At 67.2% G+C, this 20,035-nt stretch carries 21 protein-coding genes, 2 pseudogenes and 2 riboswitches; of the genes and pseudogenes, 8 read left to right on the top strand and 15 right to left on the bottom strand.

Translation table 11 applies throughout. The features are described from left to right. Nucleotides 1-65: 65 nt before the first annotated feature. From BLS13_RS08660 to BLS13_RS08650, 3 genes are all read right to left on the bottom strand, one after another. A complete protein-coding gene (locus BLS13_RS08660; RefSeq protein ID WP_093451408.1) occupies nt 66-593 on the bottom strand; it encodes an RNA polymerase sigma factor in 528 nt (175 codons plus the stop codon). Further along, nucleotides 590-991, bottom strand: coding sequence for an energy transducer TonB (locus BLS13_RS20655; RefSeq protein ID WP_176943496.1), 402 nt, complete (start codon nt 989-991; stop codon nt 590-592). The genes BLS13_RS08660 and BLS13_RS20655 overlap by 4 nt, the downstream gene beginning before the upstream one ends. Before the next feature lie 796 nt (nt 992-1,787). Then, complete coding sequence (locus BLS13_RS08650; protein WP_176943495.1) at nt 1,788-2,345, bottom strand: histidine phosphatase family protein; 558 nt, start codon at nt 2,343-2,345, stop codon at nt 1,788-1,790. Nucleotides 2,346-2,363: 18 nt separating this feature from the next. Beyond that, nucleotides 2,364-2,510: riboswitch (cobalamin riboswitch) on the top strand. Between the two features lie 33 nt (nt 2,511-2,543). Between BLS13_RS08650 and BLS13_RS08645 the strand changes: the two genes are divergently transcribed. Then, the gene (locus BLS13_RS08645; protein WP_093451405.1) at nt 2,544-2,762 is read left to right on the top strand and encodes a CbtB domain-containing protein; all 219 of its coding nucleotides are present in this window, start codon (nt 2,544-2,546) and stop codon (nt 2,760-2,762) included. A 15-nt stretch (nt 2,763-2,777) separates the two neighbouring features. Then, nucleotides 2,778-3,494 carry a CbtA family protein gene (locus tag BLS13_RS08640; protein ID WP_093451403.1) on the top strand — a complete coding sequence of 239 codons (717 nt, stop codon included), beginning with the start codon at nt 2,778-2,780 and terminating at the stop codon, nt 3,492-3,494. Nucleotides 3,495-3,500: 6 nt separating this feature from the next. On the opposite strand, the gene BLS13_RS08635 is transcribed toward BLS13_RS08640, so the two are convergent. Then, entirely contained in the window at nt 3,501-4,820 is a 1,320-nt protein-coding gene (locus BLS13_RS08635) for a cobyrinic acid a,c-diamide synthase CobB (RefSeq protein ID WP_093451402.1), read from the bottom strand. Nucleotides 4,821-4,876: 56 nt separating this feature from the next. Between BLS13_RS08635 and BLS13_RS08630 the strand changes: the two genes are divergently transcribed. After that, on the top strand, nt 4,877-6,001 hold the full coding sequence (locus BLS13_RS08630) for a cobalt-precorrin-5B (C(1))-methyltransferase (protein ID WP_093451400.1): 1,125 nt from the start codon (nt 4,877-4,879) through the stop codon (nt 5,999-6,001). Here BLS13_RS08630 and cobM read toward each other — a convergent pair. The 3 genes from cobM to cbiE are packed head-to-tail and all read right to left on the bottom strand — an operon-like array spanning nt 5,968 to nt 8,350. Continuing rightward, nucleotides 5,968-6,732: a precorrin-4 C(11)-methyltransferase gene (gene cobM / locus BLS13_RS08625; protein WP_093451399.1), complete on the bottom strand. Its 765-nt coding sequence runs from the start codon at nt 6,730-6,732 to the stop codon at nt 5,968-5,970. The genes BLS13_RS08630 and cobM overlap by 34 nt on opposite strands. After that, on the bottom strand, nt 6,729-7,103 hold the full coding sequence (locus tag BLS13_RS08620; protein ID WP_093451397.1) for a cobalamin biosynthesis protein: 375 nt from the start codon (nt 7,101-7,103) through the stop codon (nt 6,729-6,731). The genes cobM and BLS13_RS08620 overlap by 4 nt, the downstream gene beginning before the upstream one ends. Next, nucleotides 7,100-8,350, bottom strand: a complete 1,251-nt coding sequence (cbiE, locus tag BLS13_RS08615; RefSeq protein ID WP_093451396.1) for a precorrin-6y C5,15-methyltransferase (decarboxylating) subunit CbiE — start codon at nt 8,348-8,350, stop codon at nt 7,100-7,102. The genes BLS13_RS08620 and cbiE overlap by 4 nt, the downstream gene beginning before the upstream one ends. Here cbiE and BLS13_RS08610 point away from each other — a divergent pair. Further along, nucleotides 8,349-9,110: a cobalt-precorrin-6A reductase gene (locus BLS13_RS08610; RefSeq protein ID WP_093451394.1), complete on the top strand. Its 762-nt coding sequence runs from the start codon at nt 8,349-8,351 to the stop codon at nt 9,108-9,110. The two genes, cbiE and BLS13_RS08610, sit on opposite strands and share 2 nt — an antisense overlap. On the opposite strand, the gene BLS13_RS08605 is transcribed toward BLS13_RS08610, so the two are convergent. The 8 genes from BLS13_RS08605 to BLS13_RS08570 form a co-directional block, all read right to left on the bottom strand. After that, nucleotides 9,077-9,838 carry a precorrin-3B C(17)-methyltransferase gene (locus BLS13_RS08605; RefSeq protein WP_093451392.1) on the bottom strand — a complete coding sequence of 254 codons (762 nt, stop codon included), beginning with the start codon at nt 9,836-9,838 and terminating at the stop codon, nt 9,077-9,079. The two genes, BLS13_RS08610 and BLS13_RS08605, sit on opposite strands and share 34 nt — an antisense overlap. Then, entirely contained in the window at nt 9,835-10,566 is a 732-nt protein-coding gene (locus tag BLS13_RS08600; RefSeq protein ID WP_093451391.1) for a precorrin-2 C(20)-methyltransferase, read from the bottom strand. Before BLS13_RS08600 ends, BLS13_RS08605 begins: the two co-directional genes overlap by 4 nt. Continuing rightward, nucleotides 10,563-11,201: a precorrin-8X methylmutase gene (locus tag BLS13_RS08595; RefSeq protein ID WP_093451389.1), complete on the bottom strand. Its 639-nt coding sequence runs from the start codon at nt 11,199-11,201 to the stop codon at nt 10,563-10,565. Before BLS13_RS08595 ends, BLS13_RS08600 begins: the two co-directional genes overlap by 4 nt. Then, complete coding sequence (cobG, locus tag BLS13_RS08590) at nt 11,198-12,445, bottom strand: precorrin-3B synthase (protein WP_093451388.1); 1,248 nt, start codon at nt 12,443-12,445, stop codon at nt 11,198-11,200. The genes BLS13_RS08595 and cobG overlap by 4 nt, the downstream gene beginning before the upstream one ends. After that, complete coding sequence (gene cobN, locus BLS13_RS08585; RefSeq protein ID WP_093451386.1) at nt 12,442-15,939, bottom strand: cobaltochelatase subunit CobN; 3,498 nt, start codon at nt 15,937-15,939, stop codon at nt 12,442-12,444. The genes cobG and cobN overlap by 4 nt, the downstream gene beginning before the upstream one ends. A 16-nt stretch (nt 15,940-15,955) precedes the next feature. Next, a complete protein-coding gene (gene cobW, locus BLS13_RS08580; protein ID WP_093451385.1) occupies nt 15,956-16,996 on the bottom strand; it encodes a cobalamin biosynthesis protein CobW in 1,041 nt (346 codons plus the stop codon). Next, the gene (locus tag BLS13_RS08575; protein WP_093451384.1) at nt 16,993-17,397 is read right to left on the bottom strand and encodes a DUF1636 family protein; all 405 of its coding nucleotides are present in this window, start codon (nt 17,395-17,397) and stop codon (nt 16,993-16,995) included. The genes cobW and BLS13_RS08575 overlap by 4 nt, the downstream gene beginning before the upstream one ends. Nucleotides 17,398-17,517: 120 nt before the next feature. Beyond that, a riboswitch (cobalamin riboswitch) is annotated at nt 17,518-17,726 on the bottom strand. Nucleotides 17,727-17,861: 135 nt separating this feature from the next. Then, nucleotides 17,862-18,938 carry a PepSY-associated TM helix domain-containing protein gene (locus BLS13_RS08570; RefSeq protein ID WP_093451686.1) on the bottom strand — a complete coding sequence of 359 codons (1,077 nt, stop codon included), beginning with the start codon at nt 18,936-18,938 and terminating at the stop codon, nt 17,862-17,864. 168 nt (nt 18,939-19,106) lie between these two features. Here BLS13_RS08570 and BLS13_RS20995 point away from each other — a divergent pair. The 4 genes and pseudogenes from BLS13_RS20995 to BLS13_RS21195 form a co-directional block, all read left to right on the top strand. Next, a pseudogene (locus BLS13_RS20995) lies at nt 19,107-19,391 on the top strand (IS21 family transposase); the annotation flags it as partial. Continuing rightward, the gene (locus BLS13_RS20990) at nt 19,365-19,631 is read left to right on the top strand and encodes an ATP-binding protein (RefSeq protein ID WP_305367250.1); all 267 of its coding nucleotides are present in this window, start codon (nt 19,365-19,367) and stop codon (nt 19,629-19,631) included. The pseudogene BLS13_RS20995 and the gene BLS13_RS20990, both read left to right, overlap by 27 nt. An 8-nt stretch (nt 19,632-19,639) precedes the next feature. Continuing rightward, nucleotides 19,640-19,684 (top strand): annotated as a pseudogene (locus tag BLS13_RS21200) (hypothetical protein); the annotation flags it as partial. A 130-nt stretch (nt 19,685-19,814) separates the two neighbouring features. Continuing rightward, nucleotides 19,815-20,035: TauD/TfdA dioxygenase family protein (locus BLS13_RS21195; RefSeq protein ID WP_143011915.1), on the top strand; the 221-nt coding region annotated here is incomplete at its 3' end.

Genomic DNA, 20,035 nt, shown 5'->3' with positions numbered 1-20,035 from the left:
GGTCATGCGCTTTCGGGTCATCGGGCCCTTGTGGAAGAAAGACCTCATGACACAAGGCATTTTCATCAGAGGGACCGGTCTGGAGACGGCGCCTCGAGCGCGTCCTCGCACCGCGCCATGACGTCATGAATGAGACGGTGCACCAGGCCGACCGAAATTCGTAATCTTCTGCCGATCTCCTGCATTTTGAGGCCTTCGAAGCGATAGAGCATGAACACGGTGCGATGACGTTCGGGCAGGCCATCGAGCACTTGCTGAACGATTGCGAGCGCTTGACGCGACATCGCGTTTTGCTCGGGATTGGGCTGTTCGCTGGATATGTCGTCCATATCGTGGATATCCCCCGATATGACGTGCCGCACTCTGGCACTCCGTTTCTCGTCGATCGCCAGATTGCGCACAACCCGGTAAAGATAGCGGATCGGGTGGGTAACCGCATCGGCCGTGCTGCGGGTGTCGGTGTCCTGGACGCGCAGCCAGGCCTCTTGCACGATGTCCTCGGCGCTGCTGGCATCGCCCATGAGCGATGTCGCATATGACAATAGCGCGCGTCGTTGGGCCAGAAAGGCGGCGAGCCCGCCAACCTGCGTCACGATGTTGCGCTTTCTGGCAATTCGAAGGTGACCGGCAGGATGATCTCAAGCGGAGCAATGTCCGGAGGTGGTGGCGGAAACGGGGCGGTGCGGCTGACGAGGTTGACGGCCTCGCGATCGAGTCGTGCATGGCCGGACGACACCGCCAGCGAAACGACGTCGACCGAACCGTCCGCAGCAATCATGAATCTGACTTCGGCCGTTCCCGCCTGCCGCTTTCGCCGCGCTTCTTGCGGATAGCGCCGATTCGCGGAGAGTGCAGCTTCAAGGCGAAGCCGATATTGATCGAAGAGCGGGGTTTTGCGGTCACCCGCTTCGCGCGCGCCATCGGCAACCGGAACACGAGCATCCGGCAGGTCAACATAGGCCGGTATCGTCGGCCGGGTAGCGACAATCAACGGGGCTTGTCGCTCAACGACTGGGGCGTCGCGGGGCCTGACAGCGGTCGCGCGCGATCTCTCGGCAAACGGGGGCGATAGGATAACAATCACCGTTTCCCGCGCCTTTGACGTGACCACCGACATGCTCGGCCATAGCAGCGCAAAAAAGCCGAGATGAACGAACATGGTAAGCGTTCCCAGGACAATCGGCCGGACAAGGGATCTCCTAAGGTTATGGGGGGCGCGATTCCCCGAAGAGGGCGACGGCCTCGCAACGCGTTCCATTTCGCAACTTGCCGGCCACACGAACACGGTTGCACCGATCCTGTCTCATTCCGCCATCAGGCAAAGTTGCTTATGATAATCATTTGCAAATATCAATTGGAAGCCCGACTGGTTTGCGAATGCCCGGGGGACCGGATTATTGGTGGCTTGCGAGAACGCTAGAGATGAATCGGTGCGCGCAGCTACAGAGCCACCACGCCAAGTGCCTACGCCGCGTGCATCGGTGTGATGTTGAAACAGTTGACAGGCTGCCCCCCCCCCCCGGGCGGCAGCTCACCGTCGGCATGATCAATCGCGGCCTTCGATGCAGGCACGGGATTCGGTTTAGCTTTTCCTCCGAGAGAGTGACGTGAGTGAGATTGCCAGAAGGTCGTGCCCCGGTTGGTGGTGTAGCTCGACGGTAGCGAAGCTGACCGGGCGCGCGCCCGCCAACAGCGCTGTAGCGTCCGGTCAGCTTCGCGGGTGGCGATCGTCGTATTGTGGTTTGTTCGCGAAGCCCTCGATAGGCATTCAGTCGGGGACAAATAGCTTACCCCAACCCTTGGATGCGCCATTTTCCGTTAAACGACATGGCGGTTCGTGAAAGCGGTGCGATGTCGATATTGAAAACACATTCGACAGGGCATCGAAGAACGATGGCGATCGCCGCGCGGATAATCGCCGGATGTGTCACGGCCAGAACGCGGCGTGCTGATCGCCGTTGCTCTTCTATCCAACTGCCGACGCGAGCGATCACGTCGCTTAACGGCTCGCCGCCCGGTGTCGTCCGGGTAGCGTCCGCCAGCCATGCGCCAAGCCGTTCGGGTTCGGCAGCGTGTATCGCATCCAGAGAAAGCCCCGCCCAGAGGCCATAATCGATGTCGCGAAGCGCTGGCTCGATCGCTGCATCGAGCGTCATGGCTGCAGCAGTCTGTTGCGCGGCAGCAGCCGGGCTGGTCAGTGCCGTAGCGCCGCGAATGCCGGGATGCGCCGCGGCACGGGCTTTCTCCAGGCCGGGGCCGTCGAGATCATCCTGCGAGGTGGGAAATGCCCCCACACGCATGGCGTGGGTGGGCGCGTGGCAGATCCAGATGATGCGCGCGGTCAAAGATGCATTCCTCATACGATGATTGACAGCAGCCCCGGCCGATCCCAAGAGGACAGCACGATCTGACGGAGAAGCCGGTGAGAACCCGGCACGGTCGCGCCACTGTATATCGGCACATGCTCATATGTGTCGAGAGTCAGACCTCCCGAAGACGCATTGATCCAACCGGGACGCGCAATCCCCAGGGAGACTGAGACGATGGCAAACTCTGCCGCATATTATCCCGATAGCCGCTACATCAATGTCGCCATACCCGTTGGCGATATCCTGCCATGGGCGATTTTCGGATCGATCATCGCGCTGATCCTGCTGTACTTCGTCAGCACCGAACAAGGCGCCACGTCGGTTTTCTCGGGCACCGCCGTGCATGAATTCGTCCATGACGGGCGGCATCTGCTCGGCTTTCCCTGCCACTAGAAGGGCACGCACATCATGGTGAAGCACCTGCTGCTGCGCGGGATGATCGCTGGCGTCCTGTCGGCAATCCTGGCGATGCTGTTTGCCCGTCTGTTCGGCGAGCCGGGGATCAACCTCGCGATCGCTTATGAACATGCGCATGAGGCCCATGAGGCGATGGGCGGCGAGCCGGAGATCGTCAGCCGCGCGACCCAGGCCGGGCTTGGCCTGCTGACCGCGCTGGCGATGTATGGCGCCGCCATCGGCGGATTCTTTGCGTTGATATTCGCCTTTGCTTATGGCCGCATCGGCAGGCTCGATCCGCGGAATCTTGCCATATTGCTGGCGATAGGCGGCTTCGTCGCCGTCGCCCTGATCCCCGCGCTCAAATATCCGCCGACGCCACCGGCGGTAGGCCAGCATGAAACCGTCGCCTTCCGTACGGCGGCCTATTTCGGCCTGATCTTATTGTCGCTGACCTGCCTGACATTCGCGGCGAATATGGCGATGCGGATCAGGCGAAGCCATGGAACCCTGAACGCCATGCTGGCGCTGATCGGCATCTACGGAACGACGGCCTTTATCGCGCAGTGGTTCATGCCGGCCATCAACGAGGTGCCTGCCGATTTTCCTGCGGTCGTACTGTGGGATTTCAGGGTGTCGGCGATCGGCATGCAGGCAGTGCTTTGGGCTGCGCTCGGTGTTGGGTTCGGCTTGCTGGCGGCGCCGGTCCTGCGATCTGTCCGCCGTTGACGGCTTTCATCCTGTCTGACGGGCGATGGCGTGGAAGAAGGTGCCTGTCACCAATTTTCGCTGTCCGCCCGCCGCGCCGAGTGGCTGGCCCAGGCCGTCCGCCAGCATCGCCAGCGGGGCATCCTCGCCGGGGGTGATCGTCGCATAATGAAATTCATGTCCGCGCAGGACGGTGCCTTGCGGTCCCAGCGGGCAATCGATCAGCAACGTTGCCTCGCGATAGCCCAGGTTGAGCTTGCGCCGCGCGAAGCTGGTCCTGTGGTCCATCAGCCCGGCCATCTCATGGGCCGTTCCCGCGGCATCTTCGATCGACTGTCCCAGCACCATGAAGCCGCCGCACTCCCCGTGAACCGGACGATGTTGCGCAAAGCTGCGCAAGCCGGACAGGAAGTGCGATGCGGACGCGAGCCTGCCGGCGTGCAGTTCGGGATAGCCGCCTGGCAGCCAGCAGATATCGCAATCGTGCGCGGGGGCCTCGTCGGCGAGCGGCGAAAACCGCGCGATCTCCGTGCCCGCGTCTCGCCATTCGCGCAGCATATGCGGATAAACGAAACTGAACGCCTCATCCCATGCCAATGCGATACGCTGGCCGGGCGGCGGGAGCGCGGCAACCGGGGCGAGGGGCGGGGTCACGGCAAGCGGCGTCGCGGCGTCGAGGATCGCATCAAGATCGAGATCGCGCTCGATGGCGTCGGCCAGGCTCTCCAGCAAGACCTCGAGATTGGCATGCTCGCGCGCCTGTACGAGGCCCAAATGGCGCTCGGGAAGATTGGGCGCGCCGTCGCGCATCAATGCGCCGAGCAGCGGCAGGCCGATGCCGCTCACCGATTGCTCGGCGAGGTTGCGGTGACGGGTGCTGGCGACGCGATTGGCGATCACCCCCGCAATGCCGACGGCCGGATCATAGTGGACGAAGCCGCAGGCCACCGCGCCGACGGTTTGCCCCTGGCCGGTGACATCGAGCACGAGCGCCACCTTGATGCCGAACCGTGCGGCAATATCCGCCGCCGCGCCCCGGCGTCCGGCGACATCGCCAACGCCGTCGAACAGCCCCATCGCGGCTTCGATCACCAGGAGGTCGGCGCCTTCGGCCGCCTGTCGCAGCAGCGCGCCCAGATATTCGGGGGGCATTGCCCAACTGTCGAGATTGACGCTGGCGGTTCCGGTCGCCGCCGCATGAAAGGCCGGATCGATATAGTCCGGCCCGGCCTTGGCCGCGCGCACGACAAGGCCGCGCCGGCGAAACGCGCGCAACAGGCCCAGCGTGATCGTCGTCTTGCCGGAGCCCGACCGCGGCGCTCCGACGATAATGACACGGGCGGTCATCGGATCATGTCTCCAATCGATGGGAAAATCGGCCCGACCGGCCTAAAGGCTCGGTGATGCAGTCCGGTGATGCTCCCTTGCGCTATGGCTGGACCACGGGCGCCTGTGCGACGGCCGCCGTCAAGGCGGCCTGCACGGCGCTGGCGACCGGCCTGTTTCCCGATCCCGTGACCATCCGCTTGCCCCGCGGGCAGGAGCCGGCGTTCGCGCTGGCGTTCGACCGGATGGAAGATGGTGTCGCAACCGTCGGCATCGTCAAGGATGCGGGCGACGATCCCGATGTCACCCACGGCGCGCTGATATCGGCAACGGTTCGCCCTTTGTCGCCGGGCGCGGGCATCCGCTTTCGTGCCGGCAAGGGGGTCGGCACCGTCACATTGCCCGGCCTCCCGCTGGCGATCGGCGAACCCGCGATCAATCCGGTGCCGCGCCGGATGATGTGCGACGCGGTGGCGGATGTCGCGGCGGCGCTGGGCGGACCGGCCGATGTGGAGATCGAGATCGCGGTTGCCGATGGCGAACGGCTCGCCGAACGCACGCTCAACGCGCGCCTCGGCATTCTCGGCGGTCTTTCGATCCTCGGGACGACCGGGATCGTCATTCCCTATAGCTGCGCGGCCTGGATCCACGGCATCCATCGCGGCATCGACGTGGCGCGTGCGGCGGAGCTGCCGCATGTCGCGGGGGCGACCGGAAAGACATCCGAACAGGCGGTGCTCGCACATCACGAGCTGCCCGAACGGGCGCTGATCGACATGGGCGATTTCGTCGGCGGAATGCTCAAATATCTTCGCACCCATCCGGTACCGCGCGTCACCGTCGCCGGCGGCGTCGCCAAGATGGCGAAACTTGCGCAAGGGATGCTGGACGTGCATTCGAAGCGCGGCGCGGTCGATTTCGATGCACTGGCGCAGCAGGCGATCATCGCCGACGGATCGCCGGTCCTCGCCGACGCGATCCGCACCGCCAATACCGCGGCCCAGGCTTTCGCGCTCGCGCAGGCCGAAGGCATTGCGCTTGGCGACACGGTGGCGCGGGCGGCCTGGGTGACGGCGGCGGCCGTGCTCGATGATCCCGCGATCACGCTCGATATCCTGCTGTTCGATCGCGACGGCCAGTTGGTAGGCCATAGTCCGCCCGCTGCGGCTCATAACCCGTCCCGGCCCCGGAACCTGCGCTGATAGCCGACGTCGTAGAGCGCGCTTTCGCGGAAATCCTCGCTGCCGAGGGCCGGGCCGACCAGAATGATCGCCATGCGCTCGACGCCGTGCGCCGCGACCTGGCCTGCGATCGTCGCCAACGTTCCGCGCAATACCGCCTCGTCCGGCCAGCTCGCGCGGATCGCGACCACTGCCGGGCAATCGGCGCCGTAGAATGGGGTCAGGCGCTCGGCGACCTCGTCGATGCGGTGGATGGCAAGGTGGATCGCCAGCGTCGCGCGGCTCGCCGCGAACTGCTCGAGTGTTTCGGTCGGCGGCATCGCCGACGCCCGGCCCGACAGGCGCGTCAGCACCAGACTTTGCGCCACCCCCGGAACCGTCAGTTCGCGGCCGACCAATGCGGCGGCGGCGGCGAACGCCGGGACGCCGGGTGTCATCGTATAGGAGATGCCGAGCCGTTCGAGCCGTCTGATCTGTTCGGCGCAGGCCGAGTAGATCGACAGGTCTCCCGAATGGAGGCGTGCGACGTCCAGCCCGGCGGCCTGCGCCGCGACATATTCGGCCTCGATCTCGTCGAGCGACAGCGGCGCGGTGTTCACCAGCTGTGCGCCCGGCGGGCAATGCGCCAGTAGTTCGGGCGGAACGACCGATCCCGCATAGAGGCAGACCGGGCAACGCGCGAGCAGGTCGCGGCCACGCACCGTGATGAGATCGGCGGCGCCGGGGCCGGCGCCGATGAAATGTACGGTCATGCGGGGCGTTCTCCAATGGCGATGGCGCAGGTCACCGACCCGGCGCCGATCCGGCGGACGAGCAGGCGGCTGCCCGGTCCGGCGGCGGCAAGTGCCGCGCTTTCGGCGACCGATGTCAGCCCGGTATGGGCGAACGTTCGCGCGCTGTGGGTTTCGGCACGCAGGCAGGCTTGCTCGAGCGCGGGCTGGCCGATGATCGCGACGGGCAGATCCGAAAGCGTCGTTGCGGCTTCGGCGGCCCGAAAATGAGGGAAGGCCACGCAGGCGAGAGTGGAAGCATCGCATTGTGCGATGTTCAGCGCCTCGGCGAGCGCGGACAGGAAATCGTCGGTCGCGGCACCGGGCCGACAGCCGAAGCCCGCGACAATCATGGCTTGCTCCACGACCAGATCGTGACGGGTATCGCGCTGCGCCAGCCGGTCATGGTCCCGACCGGATCGGCCCGCGACACGGCGATGCGGGTCAGGCTGCCGCCGAGACGGGCATGATGGTCGAGCAGAACGGCCTCGGTCTCCAGCGTTACCGCATTGATGACCAGCCGGCCGTCGGGGCGCAGCGCTTCGATCGCTGCGGCGACGGCCCTCGGTACGGTCGCGCCGCCGCCGATGAAGATTGCGTCCGGGCGGGGCAGATCCCGCAATGCGTCCGGTGCGCTGCCGGTGACGATCGGCAGGTCGGGCACGCCCATCTGTGCGGCATTGCGGGCGATCCGCGCCACACGTTCGGGGCGTGGTTCGATGGCGATGGCCCGCATCGACGGATGGGCCAGCATCCATTCGATGCCGATCGCACCCGATCCCGCCCCCACGTCCCACAGCAGTTCGCCGCGCCGGGGCGCGAGCATCGACAAGGAGACGGCGCGGATCTCGCGCTTGGTGATCTGGCCGTCATGATCGAACAGGTCATCGGCGCGGCCGGCGCCCAGCGGGATGACGTGCGCCTGTTCGTCGGCCACGACCTCTATCGCCAGCAGGTTGAGCGGATCTATCGTGTGGAGATCGAACCCGTCCGCACGCGTATGACGGATGCGTTCGCGCGGGCCGTCGAGCGCTTCGAGCACGGTCAGATCCGATCGGCCAAACCCTGCGCCGGTGAGCAGTGCGGCTATCTGTGCCGGATCGTCCGCGCCGGAGGTCAAAGCGAGAATGCGGGTGCCCGGATGAAGCAACGGGCGCAGCCGAGCGCGCGCGCGGCCGTGCAGCGATATCGTCTCGATCTCGCCGAGCGGCCAGCCGAGCCGGGCGGCGGCGAGGCTGAAGGCCGAGGGCGACGGCAACACGTCCATCTCGTCGGCGGGGATATGCCGGGCCAATGTCGCGCCGACGCCGAACAGGAAGGGGTCGCCGGAGGCCAGGACACAAACCCGGTGACCGCGCACCGCGCGCACCGCCGGCATCAGCGGATCGAAAGGCGAGGGCCAGGCGAGGGCGCTTCCGGTAATGACCGATGCCGCCAGCGCAAGTTGGCGTTGGCCGCCGAACACCCGCTCCGCGCCGGCGATCGCCGCGACCGCACGGGGCGACAGGCCATCGATGCCGGCTTCGCCGATGCCGACGATGGTCAGCCAGCGGCCGGGCGTTGCCGAAACGGGGGAGCGGTTGCTAGGGGCTTCAGCCATGCGATCGATCCTGATTCTCGGCGGCACGACCGAGGCCCGCCTGCTCGCCGGCCGGCTCGGCGCGCAGGCCGATGTCGCGGTGACGCTGTCGCTGGCCGGTCGCACGCGCATGCCGGTCACCATGCCCGTTCCGGTTGTGAGCGGAGGCTTTGGCGGTGCGGACGGGCTTGCGCGCTGGCTGGTCGAGCGGCGGATCGACCTGCTGATCGATGCCACCCATCCGTTTGCAGCGATCATGTCGCGCAACGCCGCCGAAGCATCGCGCCAGTCGGGTGTTCGCATGATTGCGCTGCGGCGCCCTGCCTGGGAGCGTCGACCCGGCGATCGATGGACCGACGCCGCCGACCCGGCCGGTGCGATCGCCGCGCTTGGGCCGAACCCGCGCCGGGTGTTCCTCGCGCTCGGCCGGCAGGAGGCCCATGCCGCCAATGCCGCACCGTGGCACGATTATCTCGTGCGCTCGGTCGAGCCGATCGAGCCGCGGCTGACGGTGCCTTCGGCGCGCTATATCCTCGATCGCGGTCCCTTTGCGCAGGCCGACGATCTCGCGCTGCTGCGCGATAACGGGATCGACGCCATCATCGCCAAGAATAGCGGCGGGGCGGCGAGTTATGGCAAGATCGCCGCCGCCCATGACCTCGGCATAGAGGTCATATTGGTCGCGCGGCCTCCCGCCCCCGACGTGCCGACGCTCGGCACCGTGGATGAGGCCGTTGCAGCGGCGCTTCATGCACTCGGCCTCACCGAACGGGGCGAATAGACCAACGCTGGCCCGTCCGGACGCGCGATAATACGGGTGTGCGCCGATCCGATGATGACGCAGGTCGCCATGTCGGCCATTGCAGCGTCGGCTTCGCAAAGCGGCACGATCGCGATCCGTTCATCCGGCCGGCCCGCCGCCCGGCCGAAGATCACGGGCGTCTCGGGCGGCAGCAGATCGGCAAGCAGCGCGAACGCCTCGCCCAATTGCCAGGGGCGGGCCCTGCTGATCGGGTTGTAGAGCGCGATCACGAACCCGGCCTGCGCCACCGCCGCCAGTCTTTGCCGCACCAGATCCCAGGGCTTGAGATTGTCCGACAGCGATATCGCGCAGAAATCGGCCCCGAGCGGTGCGCCCACCCGCGCCGCGACCGCCAGCATCGCCGTGATGCCGGGCAGGATCACGACGTCGATCGCGCGCCATTGCGGGGGGCCATGCTCGATCGCCTCGCACACCGCCGCCGCCATCGCGAACACGCCGGGATCGCCGCCCGAAACCATCGCCACCCGATCGCCGGCGGCCGCGGCCATCAGGGCAGCCGAAGCGCGCGCGATCTCCTCGCGATTGTCGGTCGGTTCGCGGCGTTGGCCGGGCCGTTCGGGCACCCGTGCCAGATAGGGCGCATAGCCCAGCAACAACTCGGCATCCGCCAGCGCGGCCGATGCTTCGGGCGTGATCTGCGCGGCATGTCCGGGGCCGAGCCCGATCACCGTCAGGCGGCCCGTCATGGCTGTCCCACCCAGCCGGGAACCAGGATGATCGAGAAATAGGGCGCGCGGTCATCCGGCCGATCGGAGAGCCGCATCGTCAGCCCGTCCGCCATCGTGCCGCGTTCGACATAGATGGCGCGGTCGAGCCGCCCGGCCGCCGCCAGCGCCCGGCGGATCTTCGGCAGGTTGCGCCCGACCTTCATGATCACGACGGCATCGGCCCCGGCGATGCGGCGGGCGAGCTGATCCTCCGGCAGCGTGCCGGGCAGGACGCTGAGCACATCGTCGCCCTGCGCGATCGGCGTCGCGGCGCTCGACCAGCAGCCCGCCATGCCGGTGACGCCGGGCACGATCTGCGTCCGATAATGCGGTGCGAGGCGGATATGGAGGTGCATATAGGAGCCGTAGAACAAGGGATCGCCCTCGCTCAGCACGACCACGTCGCGCCCCGCGTCGAGATGGGCGGCCAGCCGGTCGGCCGATTCCGCGTAAAAGGCGGCGATCCGCTCGCGATAGTCTGCACCGTCCTTCGGGCTTTCGGTCGTGACCGGGTAAAGGAGCGGCAGTTCGACGGTGCCGGGGCGGACATGCGCGGCGGCGATCCGGCGGGCATGGCTGTCATTCCCGGCCTTGGCGAAATGGGCTACGATATCGGCGGCACCGATCAGGCGAGCCGCCTTCAAGGTCATCAGTTCGGGATCGCCGGGGCCTACACCCACGCCGATCAGGCATCCGGGCGCGCTCATATGCCGGCCCGCGCGATGGCGTTGACGGCGGCGGCGGTCATCGCGCTGCCGCCCATGCGTCCCTCGACGATCGCCCATGGGACACCGGAGCGATGTGCCGCGAGCGCCGCCTTCGACTCCGCCGCGCCGACGAAGCCGACCGGCATGCCGAGGATCGCGGCCGGGCGCGGGCATCCGGCGTCGAGCATCTCGAGCAAGCGAAAGAGCGCTGTCGGAGCGTTGCCGATCGCCACCACCGCGCCTGCCAGCCGGTCGCTCCACAGTTCCAGCGCCGCTGCCGAGCGCGTATTGCCGATCGCCGCCGCCAGCGCGGGCACGCCCGGATCGCGGAGCGTGCAGACGATGTCGTTATGGGCGGGCAGGCGGGCCTGGGTGATGCCGCGCGCGACCATTTCGGCATCGCACAGGATCGGGGCGCCGGCGTTCAGCGCCGCGCGGGCGGCGGCCACACAGCCTGCGCCGAACCGGATATGGCGCGTGGCTTCGACCAGCCCGCAGGCATGGATCATGCGGACCGCGACATCGGCTTCCTCCTCCGAAAAACCGGTCAGATCGGCTTCCGCGCGGATGATGGCGAAGGAGCGCGCATAAATGGCCCCGCCATCGCGGACATAGTCATAGGCCAGGGCCGTCATATCTTGCTTTCCAGAAGGGTGATCCGCGCGACGAGCGCGGCCGGGTCGAGATGCGGCAGGACCGCGAACGGGATGGCGTCGGCGCGACCGTTGATGACGACGCCGATGCCATCCGCGTGCCCGACGATGGTGATCTCCGCCGTGCTGGCACGAGCGCACCCCTTGGCGCAGCCGGAGATATGGACCCGCCGCCCGTTGGCCACGAGTATCGGCGCATGGGTGGCGATGTGCCGGGCGACGGCCCGCGTATCGAAATGGGCCGATGCACAGGCCGGCTTGCCCGTGCAGGCAGCGATCCCGAGCCGCGGGTCGGTAAGGTCGACGATGATCCCGAGCGCGGTGGCGCTTTCGGTCATCGTGTCGATATGATCGGCGGACAGGCCGGTGACGAGCAGTGCGCGACCGGGGGCAGGGCAGATGCTCTTGGCCTCCAGCCTGTCCGCCGCCTCCGCAAGCCGGACCAGCCTTGTAGCATCGATCTGGCCGAAGGGGAGCGCTATCCCCAAAGCTTGCTGCGCATCGTCAAGGGCGTGGCGTCCAACATCCGGGACCGGCGGACGAATGACCATGGCGGGCGGCGGCGCAAGCGGAATTGCCGCCAGCGCGGCCTGAAACGGTCCCGGTCCGGCTTGGTCCAACAGATCGCGAGCGCGCATGTGCGACCCGCGCCACGCCAGCAGCGCGAGCAACAGCAAAACCGCCTGTGCGGCATTGCCCTTATCCACCATCCCGAACGGCACGGAAGTCGAAGCGTCGCCGGCCAAAGCGAGCGACCATCGATTCCCGGCCGCGACCAGCCGGATATCGGCGGCCAGCGCGTCGAGCGGCAGCGCGCCGCCGCCATCGATGACGATCGTCATCTTGGGCGCGAGCGTCAGGGCCGGTCGGCATGCGGCGATCAGGGCGCGCAAGGTTCTGGCGATGGTGAGCGGATCGCCCTCGATGGCCGGGTCGACGCCGGCCAGCGGATTGACCGCGATGGCCGGATGATCGGGGGCGAGGATATCGAGAGCCTCGAGCCGGGCGGTGAGGGCGGGCAGGGATGCAGCGGAGATGCCGCGGATCTGGATATTGCCGCGTGCGCTGACGTCGATCAGGCCGTTGCCATGATCGGCGGCGGCCCGCGCAATCTCGGTGAGGGTTGCCGGAGATACGCCCGGCCGTTCGAGCGCGAGCCGCACGAGCAGGCCATCGCCCGTCGCCATCGGCGCGGCTAGCGTCGGACAGGCGCCGCGCCGGTTCATCGCGCAGGCTCGATCATGTCCATCAGGCCCTGTTCGATGTCGTTGCGGCGCGGATGCCAGAGACCGCGACGCAGCGCCGACCGGAACCTTTCCGCCATCGCGCGCGCGGCCGCCGGATTCTGGTCGATCAGGAAGGCGCGAACCGCCGGATCGGCGACATAAGCGGTGTGGACGAGGTCGATCAGATGGTCCGGCACGGCGGCCGCGGTCTCGGCGAAGCCCAGCAGCCGATCGACCGTCTCCAGCAATTCCGATGCGCCGCGCGGCCCGTGGCGCATCTGCCCGGCGATGAAGCGCGGATCCACCGCGCGGCCATGGATGATCCGGGCGAGGGCCTGATCGAGCGGGCGGGCGCGGGGCCGGGCGGGATCGGTCGTGTCGAGGACGATGAGTTGCGGCGCATCCCGCCGATCGGCAGTCGCAGCCGCGAACCCGCCGATGAAGGCGACGTCGGCGTCTCCTTCCAGCAGGTCGCGATCGGGATTGTCATGCGCGTGCACCAGCGCGTCTGCGGTCCGCAGCCGTTCGGCAAATGCTCCGTCCGCCCGATGCCCGATGCCCTCGCCGTCCGTGTCCCGATCGTCGCCATAGCTGTGCGATCCTGCCGCGACATAGCGGGCCGCCAGTTCCGTCCGGTCCTCCCAATCGCCAGCGGCCAGCGTCTCCTCGATCCCCGCACCATATGCGCCGGGGGCGGTGCCAAAGATGCGTGTGATCGATGCGCCGTCACGGCGTGCTGCAGCGAGTGGATTTTCTTCGTCCGGCTCGTCGCGCGCCGCCACCGCGCGTACCGCCAGCGCGAGCAGGGCGATCTGGGCCGGAAACAGATCCCGAAACAGGCCGGAGATGCGGAACGTCACATCGACCCTGGGGCGGCCCATCGTCACCGGGGGCAGCACTTCGATCCCGGTCACCCGGCCGGTGCCATGATCCCAGATCGGCCGGCATCCGAGCAGCGCCAGCCCCTGTGCCATCTCCTCGCCGCCGGTGCGCAAGGTCGCGCTGCCCCACAGATCGAGGACCACCGATCGCGGCGCCTCGCCCTGCTCCTGCATATGGAGCCGCACGACTTCTTCCGCAGCGAGCCGTCCGAGGTCCATCGCCGTCCGGGTCGGCAGCATCCGCGGGTCGGCGGTGCTCAGATTGCGTCCGGTGGGCAGGACATCGCGCCGTCCGCGCGCGGGCGATCCCGCCGGCCCGGCGATGATCCGCCGCCCGTCGAGCGCAGCGAGCAGGGCGGCGCGTTCGGATGCAGCGCTTGCCAGCCGATCGGCATCACCGTCCGGTGCGCGGCCATAGATGTGCAGCCCGTCCTTGACGGTCAGATCCTTGAGATCGCACAGCCACGCATCGATCCGGCGCAGCGTGTCGCCGGTCTCCGCATCGGGCGAGAGGCCCAGCGTCGTAGCGAGGCCGCAAGTCTCGGCTTCGTCGAGGATCAGGCGCGCCAGCCGCTCGCGGCGGCGCGGGTCCAGGCCATCGGCGGCGGCATATTCATCCACCAGCCGTTCAAGATCGCGCATCGCGCCCGCCAGCCCGTCGTCCGCGATCGGCGGCGGGAGATGGCCGAGGGTCACCGCCGCAATCCGCCGCTTCGCCTGCGCGGCTTCGCCCGGATTGTTGACGATGAAGGGATAGATGACCGGCACAGCGCCCAGCACCCGTTCCGGCCAGCAGGCGGCGGAGAGCGCAACGGCCTTGCCGGGCAGCCATTCGAGCGCGCCGTGCGCGCCCATGTGCACGATCGCGTCGGCGCCATAGCCCTTGCGGAGCCATAGCCCGAACGCCAGCAGCGCATGGCGCGGCGGCAAAGCGGGGTCATGATAATCGGCGCGCCGATGCTGTGCGCGGCCGCGATCGGGCGCGAGCGCGACCATGATATTGCCGAAGCGGCAGGCCCGGAAGTGGAAGGCGCCTGCCTGCACATCGGGGTCGTCGGCCGGATCGCCCCAGGCGGTCATGATCGCGGCATGGGCATCGCCTGGCAGCCGGGCGAGATGGTCTCGATAGACGGCGAGAGACATGCCTTCGATTCCGACGTCCAGCGCGTCGAGCAGCGCACGCGCGTTGGCAGGGAGAGCGCCGATCCCATAACCCGCATCGGCCATGTCGATCATCGCCAGCCTGACGCTTTCCGGCACGTCGAGGCCAACCGCCCATCCGGTACGCCCCGGGGCTCCGGGATAGTCGGGCAGGATCATCGCGATACGCCGTTCGGATGCCGGTGTCCTGCGCAGGCGGATCAGCCGCTCTATCCGTTCGGCGGCCTGCTCGACCCGATCGGGTTCGGCGCGGGCGAACAAGCCGCCGAAACCGTCATCGCCGGCGACATCCTTGAACGCGATCACGCCGGCCAGCACACGGCCATCGAGTTCTGGCAGCACCACGTTCATCGCCAGATCGGCGCCATTGAGCCCGCGGGAGCTGGCTTCCCAGCCGGCACGCCGCGTTACGGCGGACGCCACTTGCAACACCGGCGCATCCCCCGCGTCGAACAGCGCACCGCCGGCGGCGAAGGCCGTCATCGTCACGATGGCGGCCGGCGCGGATCGGGCCAGTGCATCGCCGACGAAGGCCACCGCACGGGGATCTTTCAGGCTCGTGACGAACAACGGCAGCGGGGCGATGCCGCGCGATGCCAGTGCCGCACACAGAACCGAAACGGGCTGGAGATCGTCAGCCAGCAGCGCCGACCGATAGAAGAGGATCGGCAAGACCGGCACGCCATCCGCACATGTCGCCAGCGCCCGGTCCAGCGGGACGATGCCATGATCGGGCAACCATGCTCCGGCCGCGCCGACCTCGGCCGGCGGGGGTACTTGCAACATGGCGCCCGCGTTCTCGCCAGGCAAAGCATGGATCGCATTGTGACGCCGAATTCCTCCCTGGAACGGGGAGGGGGGCCGCTCGACGAGCGGTGGAGGGGCCTGCGGGACGGTCGCGCATGCCCCTCCGCCATGCTGCGCATGGTCCCCCTCCCCGAGCAAGCTCGGGGAGGAATTTAACGACAACGCATATCCCGCCGCGATCCGCAGCAGCGCGCGCATATTGTCCGGTCCGCCCTGCCGGAAATATGCGAGCATGCGATCGAGTTCGGGGGCGGGCAGGGTTGATGCTTCGCCAAGCCGCGGATCGTCGCGGTCCTCGCCCGGCAATATGGCCAGCGATATGCCGCGCGTCCGGGCGAGCATCCGCAACTGCTCGATCCCGTAGCGCCACCAGTCGAGGCCGCCGAGCAGCCGCACCACGATCAGCCGCGCGTGGTGGGCCGTCTGTTCGATCCACAGGTCGACCGACATCGGATGGCGCAGATTCTTGAGATGTGTCAGCCGCACCGCAGGCAGGGCGCTGCCTTCCGCTGCGATGGCGCGCGCGAGCGCGATCAGGTCGCTGTCGCTGAACGATAGCACCAGCACGTCAGCGGGCGCCTGGCGCAGGTCGATGGGTTCGACCGCGTCATCCAGGCTTGCCGTGCTGGTGTTGAGCAGATGCATCGGACGGGGAGGGTGCCTAGCCGCGCAGCGCCTGCGCGACCGCCGCCTGATCGAGCCCCTTGAGGCCGATGACGACGAGCCGGCCTGCGCGAGCCTCCTCGCTGGTCCACGCGCGATCGAACTGGTGCGACACGCGCTGCCCGACCGCCTGCACAAGAAGGCGCATCGCCTTGCCTGCGACCGCGACATGGCCCTTGACCCGCAGCACCCCGAGATCGCGCGAAAGCGCGGCGATGCGATCGGTCAGGTCGACGGGCGCCGAGATTTCGGGAAGATCGAGGATGAAGCTCGCGAAATCGTCATGCTCATGATCGTCCTCGGCATCGTGCAGCGTTTTGCGCTGGCCGATGCTGTCCTCCGCGGCCAGCCCGAGGCCCAACAGCACCGATGGATCGAGCACGCCCTGCCGCGCCGCGATGACGCGGACGCCCGCCGGGAGCGAAACGGCAAGATTCGCGCGCGCCCGATCGAGGGCCGCATCGTCGATCATGTCGGCCTTGGTCATCACGACCAGGTCGGCACAGGCGATCTGGTCCTGGAACACTTCCTCGACCGGATCCTCATGCTCCAGCGCGGGATCGGCGGCGCGCTGGGCCGCCAGCGCGGCCGGATCGGCCGTCACCCGACCCTCGGCCAGCGTGGCGCCATCCACGACCGCGATCACGCCGTCCACCGTCACCCGGCTGTTGACGCTCGGCCAGTTGAAGGCCTGCACCAGCGGCTTGGGCAAAGCGAGGCCGGATGTTTCGATCAGGATATGATCGACCCTCGGTTCGCGCGACAGGATCGCATCGAGCGCCGGCACGAAATCGTCCGCCACGGTGCAGCACAGGCAGCCATTGGCCAGTTCGACGATATTCTCTTCCGGGCAGGCGTCGATGCCGCACCCTTTCAGGACTTCGCGATCGATGCCGACATCGCCGAACTCGTTGACGATCACCGCCAGACGGCGCCCGCCGGCATTTTCCAGCACATGACGAACCAGGGTGGTCTTGCCCGCGCCGAGGAAGCCGGTGACGATCGTGCAGGGCACGCGGGCGAGCGAAACATTTGTCATGCGGGATCTCCGGTGAAATCGAGGGGCGGAATGCGGGCGATCAGGCCGCGTTTCAGACAGTCGGGGCGCCCTCGCCAGGGCATCAGCCCATCAGGAGCGCCGGCGAGGAGGCGGGCGCCTTCGATCAGCGAACCGGCGTCGCCATCCGGATCGATGCCGCCGAATATATAGCTCCACGCACCCGCATGGCGCATCGCCACGCTCGGCCCCCGGCTGCAATTGGCGAGGCAGCGGACGCGGATGATCGCGACATCGTCGCAACCGTCCAGCGCCTGCGTTACGTCCGCCAGCCGGGTTCCGGCGAGCGGGGCGCCGGCCTCGCCCGCGGTGGAGCTCCCTTTGCAATTGGTGCAGATAATCAGGGTCGGGCGATCGGGCTCGCCATCGCATTTTTCCAACATTCGACATCCCACGCTGGCCGGCAAGGCCGAAAGCGGGTGCCGGAATCACGACAGAATGAAGGCGCCGGCCTCGCCGGTCCTGCATCATACCGCATGCTCAGGGGCACCCCGCCCTTCGCACGGATCGAACGGAAACCTGGCGGGTGTCCTGGCTCGCGGTTCAGGCATCTCGGCCGCCTTCCCAGGGCATTTTGCCCCAGTGGCTATTGGCTTCGACTCGCCGCTTACAGTTGCGGGGGCAGCCGCAGATTGGAGCCGACAAGGCCCGTCACTGCATTCCCCTTTAACCTTCCCACAGAATGGGAAGGACCAAATATCCGGTCGCGCTTAAACGTCGAAAGCGGGCCGGGTGTCAAGTTTGCGAGCGGATATTCGAATTACCTCGCGGAAAGGCCTGGCGGAGGCGGATCGCTGGTCATGTTCCATTTGCTGGCGCAGGTTTGCCGGCACGTGGCCAGTCTGTTCTATCGTTCCCGGGCCCGCTTCGGCGGCTGGTTCCGGGGGCGCTTGAACCAGAAGGTCCAGACGGTGAGAGATCCGAGAAGGCCGAACGCAAGCCCGGAGATCGTCATCAGCAGGCGTAGCGGAAGGCCGCCCACTTCGGCGGCATGCAAAGGATAGAGCAGGTTATAGGCGCGCACCGTGCGCGGCAGATCCGCGGCGTCGCGGGCGGCGATCGGACGCCCGTCTGCGGCTGCGAACCAGATCGTCGTGCGGCCATTGGGCAGCCATTCCGACGGCCGTTTCATGCGCAAGGTGATCAGGCCATTTCCCTTGCGCGGCAGCGACAGGCTGCGGATCTCCGTATCGGGAAAGCGGGCGCGGGCGATGCGGATCATGCCCGGCCAGTCGAGCGTATCGGAAAGCCGGTCAAAGCGGGGCGGGGGCCCCTTCAGGCTGGCGGCGATCGTGCGGGGCGCGGCGGGGCCGAACAGCAAGGCGGACAAGGGGCGAAACACCAGCACGGCCCCCGTGACCAGCGACAGCAGGAGCAGCGGCGCCACGACGATGCCCAGATCGCGGTGGTGGCGGACGATCGCCGGCCGGCTCATCCGCTGCGGCCACAATCGCAACGCGAACGTCCGTCGCATTCGCCACCACAGGATCGCGCCGGTGACGACGAACCCGATTCCGACGAGCGCGGCAAGGCCGATGGCCGTTTCTCCGGTCTCGCCGGCGAACAGATGCTGATGAAGGTCGAGCAGCCACAGTTCGGGGCGCTGCCACTGGCTCGACCAATGCGCGACGATATTGCCCGCCTGATCGGCATAGGCCCCGGCTGCGCCCTTATAGGCCAGGCGATCGAGCCCGAAATCGCGGTCGCCGAAGACTATCATCTCCGGCCGGTTCGCCGCATCCCCCATGAGCCGTCCCACCCGCGCCGCGACGGCTTCGGTCGTCTGGCGCGGGGCATCGGCCGCATGCGGCACCATGATCCACAGCCGGCGGTGAACGAGGATGGCGCCCGTCAGGCCGAGCATGGCCAGCAGCAGGCCGATCAGCCCGCCGAGCCAGCGATGCAGCGTATCGATCACCCCCATCATGTCAGAACCTGTAGTCCCATCCCAGGGTAATATTGCGGCCGCGCCCCGCGAAAAAATGGGCATTGTCGGTGAGGCGGACCGTGTCGCTGTAATAGTCGATATAGAATCTGTCGAAGAGGTTCTGGGCGCTGAGCGTGATGCCGCCGAAGTGCGACTGATACCGGAGCCCTTGCCCGGGGCTGGCGTGATGATTATCGCCGCCAGCAGCAGATGAACGGCAAAGGCACTTTCGTGCCGCTGTCGTTCGCGCCGGGTGAGGCGTTCCAGTTTGACTGGAGCGAGGACTGGGCCATCATCGACGGCGTGCGCACCAAGCTGCAGGTAGCGCACTTGAAGTTCAGCTATAGCCGGGCCTTCTTCGTACGGGCCTATCTCCTGCAGACACACGAGATGCTGTTCGATGCCCATAATCACGCGTTCCGCGTGCTGGTCGGCGGCCCCGGCACTGGCAAGACCCACATCGCCACGGCGCTGGGCGTCCAGGCCTTCGAGCATCATCGCAAACGGGTCCAGTTCTTCTCGACGGTCGAACTGGTCAACGCCCTCGAACAGGAGAAAGCACAAGGGAAAACCGGCCAGATCCGCCGGGAGGTTGGCCCACTCCGACCTCGTGATCCTCGATGGCTTGGCTACCTGCCGTTCAGTGCCTCAGGCGGCGCGCTGCTGTTCCATCTGCTGAGCAAACTCTAGACGCCAAGATGACCACCGCGCTCCTTGATCGCCTCACCCATCACTGCCACATCCTGGAGACCGGCAACGACAGCTTCCGGTTCAAGAACAGCTCGGCTCAGCAACCCAAAACCAGGAAGGAGAAACCCCATCCTGACCCACGCATGACATCCGAAACATTATCGCACCCTGGGTCACTTCTCGATGAAAACCCCGGGTCACTTCTCAGCGGCAATCAACAGCGTGGCCATGCCCATCGCTCACTGCCATCCGCGAACCGGCGAGACCATCCTCTATGTCTGCCAACAGATGACCAGCGACACCGTCGGACTGCCCAAGGATGAGAGCGACGAACTGCTGGAGGCGCTGTTCGAGCACCTCTACGCGCCGGAGAATGTCGTCGTCCACGATTGGCGCCGCGGCGA

The sequence above is a fragment of the Sphingomonas sp. YR710 genome, assembly GCF_900101455.1.
Taxonomy (GTDB): Bacteria; Pseudomonadota; Alphaproteobacteria; order Sphingomonadales; family Sphingomonadaceae; genus Rhizorhabdus.
The sequence above is the reverse complement of the archived record's forward strand: the minus strand, read 5'-3'. Positions and strand labels throughout refer to the sequence as shown.

What these genes read in the sequence shown, in the direction of transcription:
- BLS13_RS08630 (WP_093451400.1), top strand. Translation starts at nt 4,877, where the DNA reads ATGCAGTCCGGTGATGCTCCCTTGCGCTATGGCTGGACCACGGGCGCC.
- BLS13_RS08600 (WP_093451391.1), bottom strand. Translation starts at nt 10,566, where the DNA reads ATGAGCGCGCCCGGATGCCTGATCGGCGTGGGTGTAGGCCCCGGCGAT.
- BLS13_RS08575 (WP_093451384.1), bottom strand. Translation starts at nt 17,397, where the DNA reads ATGTTGGAAAAATGCGATGGCGAGCCCGATCGCCCGACCCTGATTATC.
- cbiE (WP_093451396.1), bottom strand. Translation starts at nt 8,350, where the DNA reads ATGGCTGAAGCCCCTAGCAACCGCTCCCCCGTTTCGGCAACGCCCGGC.
- BLS13_RS08645 (WP_093451405.1), top strand. Translation starts at nt 2,544, where the DNA reads ATGGCAAACTCTGCCGCATATTATCCCGATAGCCGCTACATCAATGTC.
- BLS13_RS08605 (WP_093451392.1), bottom strand. Translation starts at nt 9,838, where the DNA reads ATGACGGGCCGCCTGACGGTGATCGGGCTCGGCCCCGGACATGCCGCG.
- BLS13_RS08640 (WP_093451403.1), top strand. Translation starts at nt 2,778, where the DNA reads ATGGTGAAGCACCTGCTGCTGCGCGGGATGATCGCTGGCGTCCTGTCG.
- cobW (WP_093451385.1), bottom strand. Translation starts at nt 16,996, where the DNA reads ATGACAAATGTTTCGCTCGCCCGCGTGCCCTGCACGATCGTCACCGGC.
- BLS13_RS08610 (WP_093451394.1), top strand. Translation starts at nt 8,349, where the DNA reads ATGCGATCGATCCTGATTCTCGGCGGCACGACCGAGGCCCGCCTGCTC.
- cobM (WP_093451399.1), bottom strand. Translation starts at nt 6,732, where the DNA reads ATGACCGTACATTTCATCGGCGCCGGCCCCGGCGCCGCCGATCTCATC.
- cobN (WP_093451386.1), bottom strand. Translation starts at nt 15,939, where the DNA reads ATGCATCTGCTCAACACCAGCACGGCAAGCCTGGATGACGCGGTCGAA.
- BLS13_RS08635 (WP_093451402.1), bottom strand. Translation starts at nt 4,820, where the DNA reads ATGACCGCCCGTGTCATTATCGTCGGAGCGCCGCGGTCGGGCTCCGGC.
- BLS13_RS08570 (WP_093451686.1), bottom strand. Translation starts at nt 18,938, where the DNA reads ATGGGGGTGATCGATACGCTGCATCGCTGGCTCGGCGGGCTGATCGGC.
- BLS13_RS08620 (WP_093451397.1), bottom strand. Translation starts at nt 7,103, where the DNA reads ATGATTGTCGCGGGCTTCGGCTGTCGGCCCGGTGCCGCGACCGACGAT.
- BLS13_RS08595 (WP_093451389.1), bottom strand. Translation starts at nt 11,201, where the DNA reads ATGACGGCCCTGGCCTATGACTATGTCCGCGATGGCGGGGCCATTTAT.
- cobG (WP_093451388.1), bottom strand. Translation starts at nt 12,445, where the DNA reads ATGAACCGGCGCGGCGCCTGTCCGACGCTAGCCGCGCCGATGGCGACG.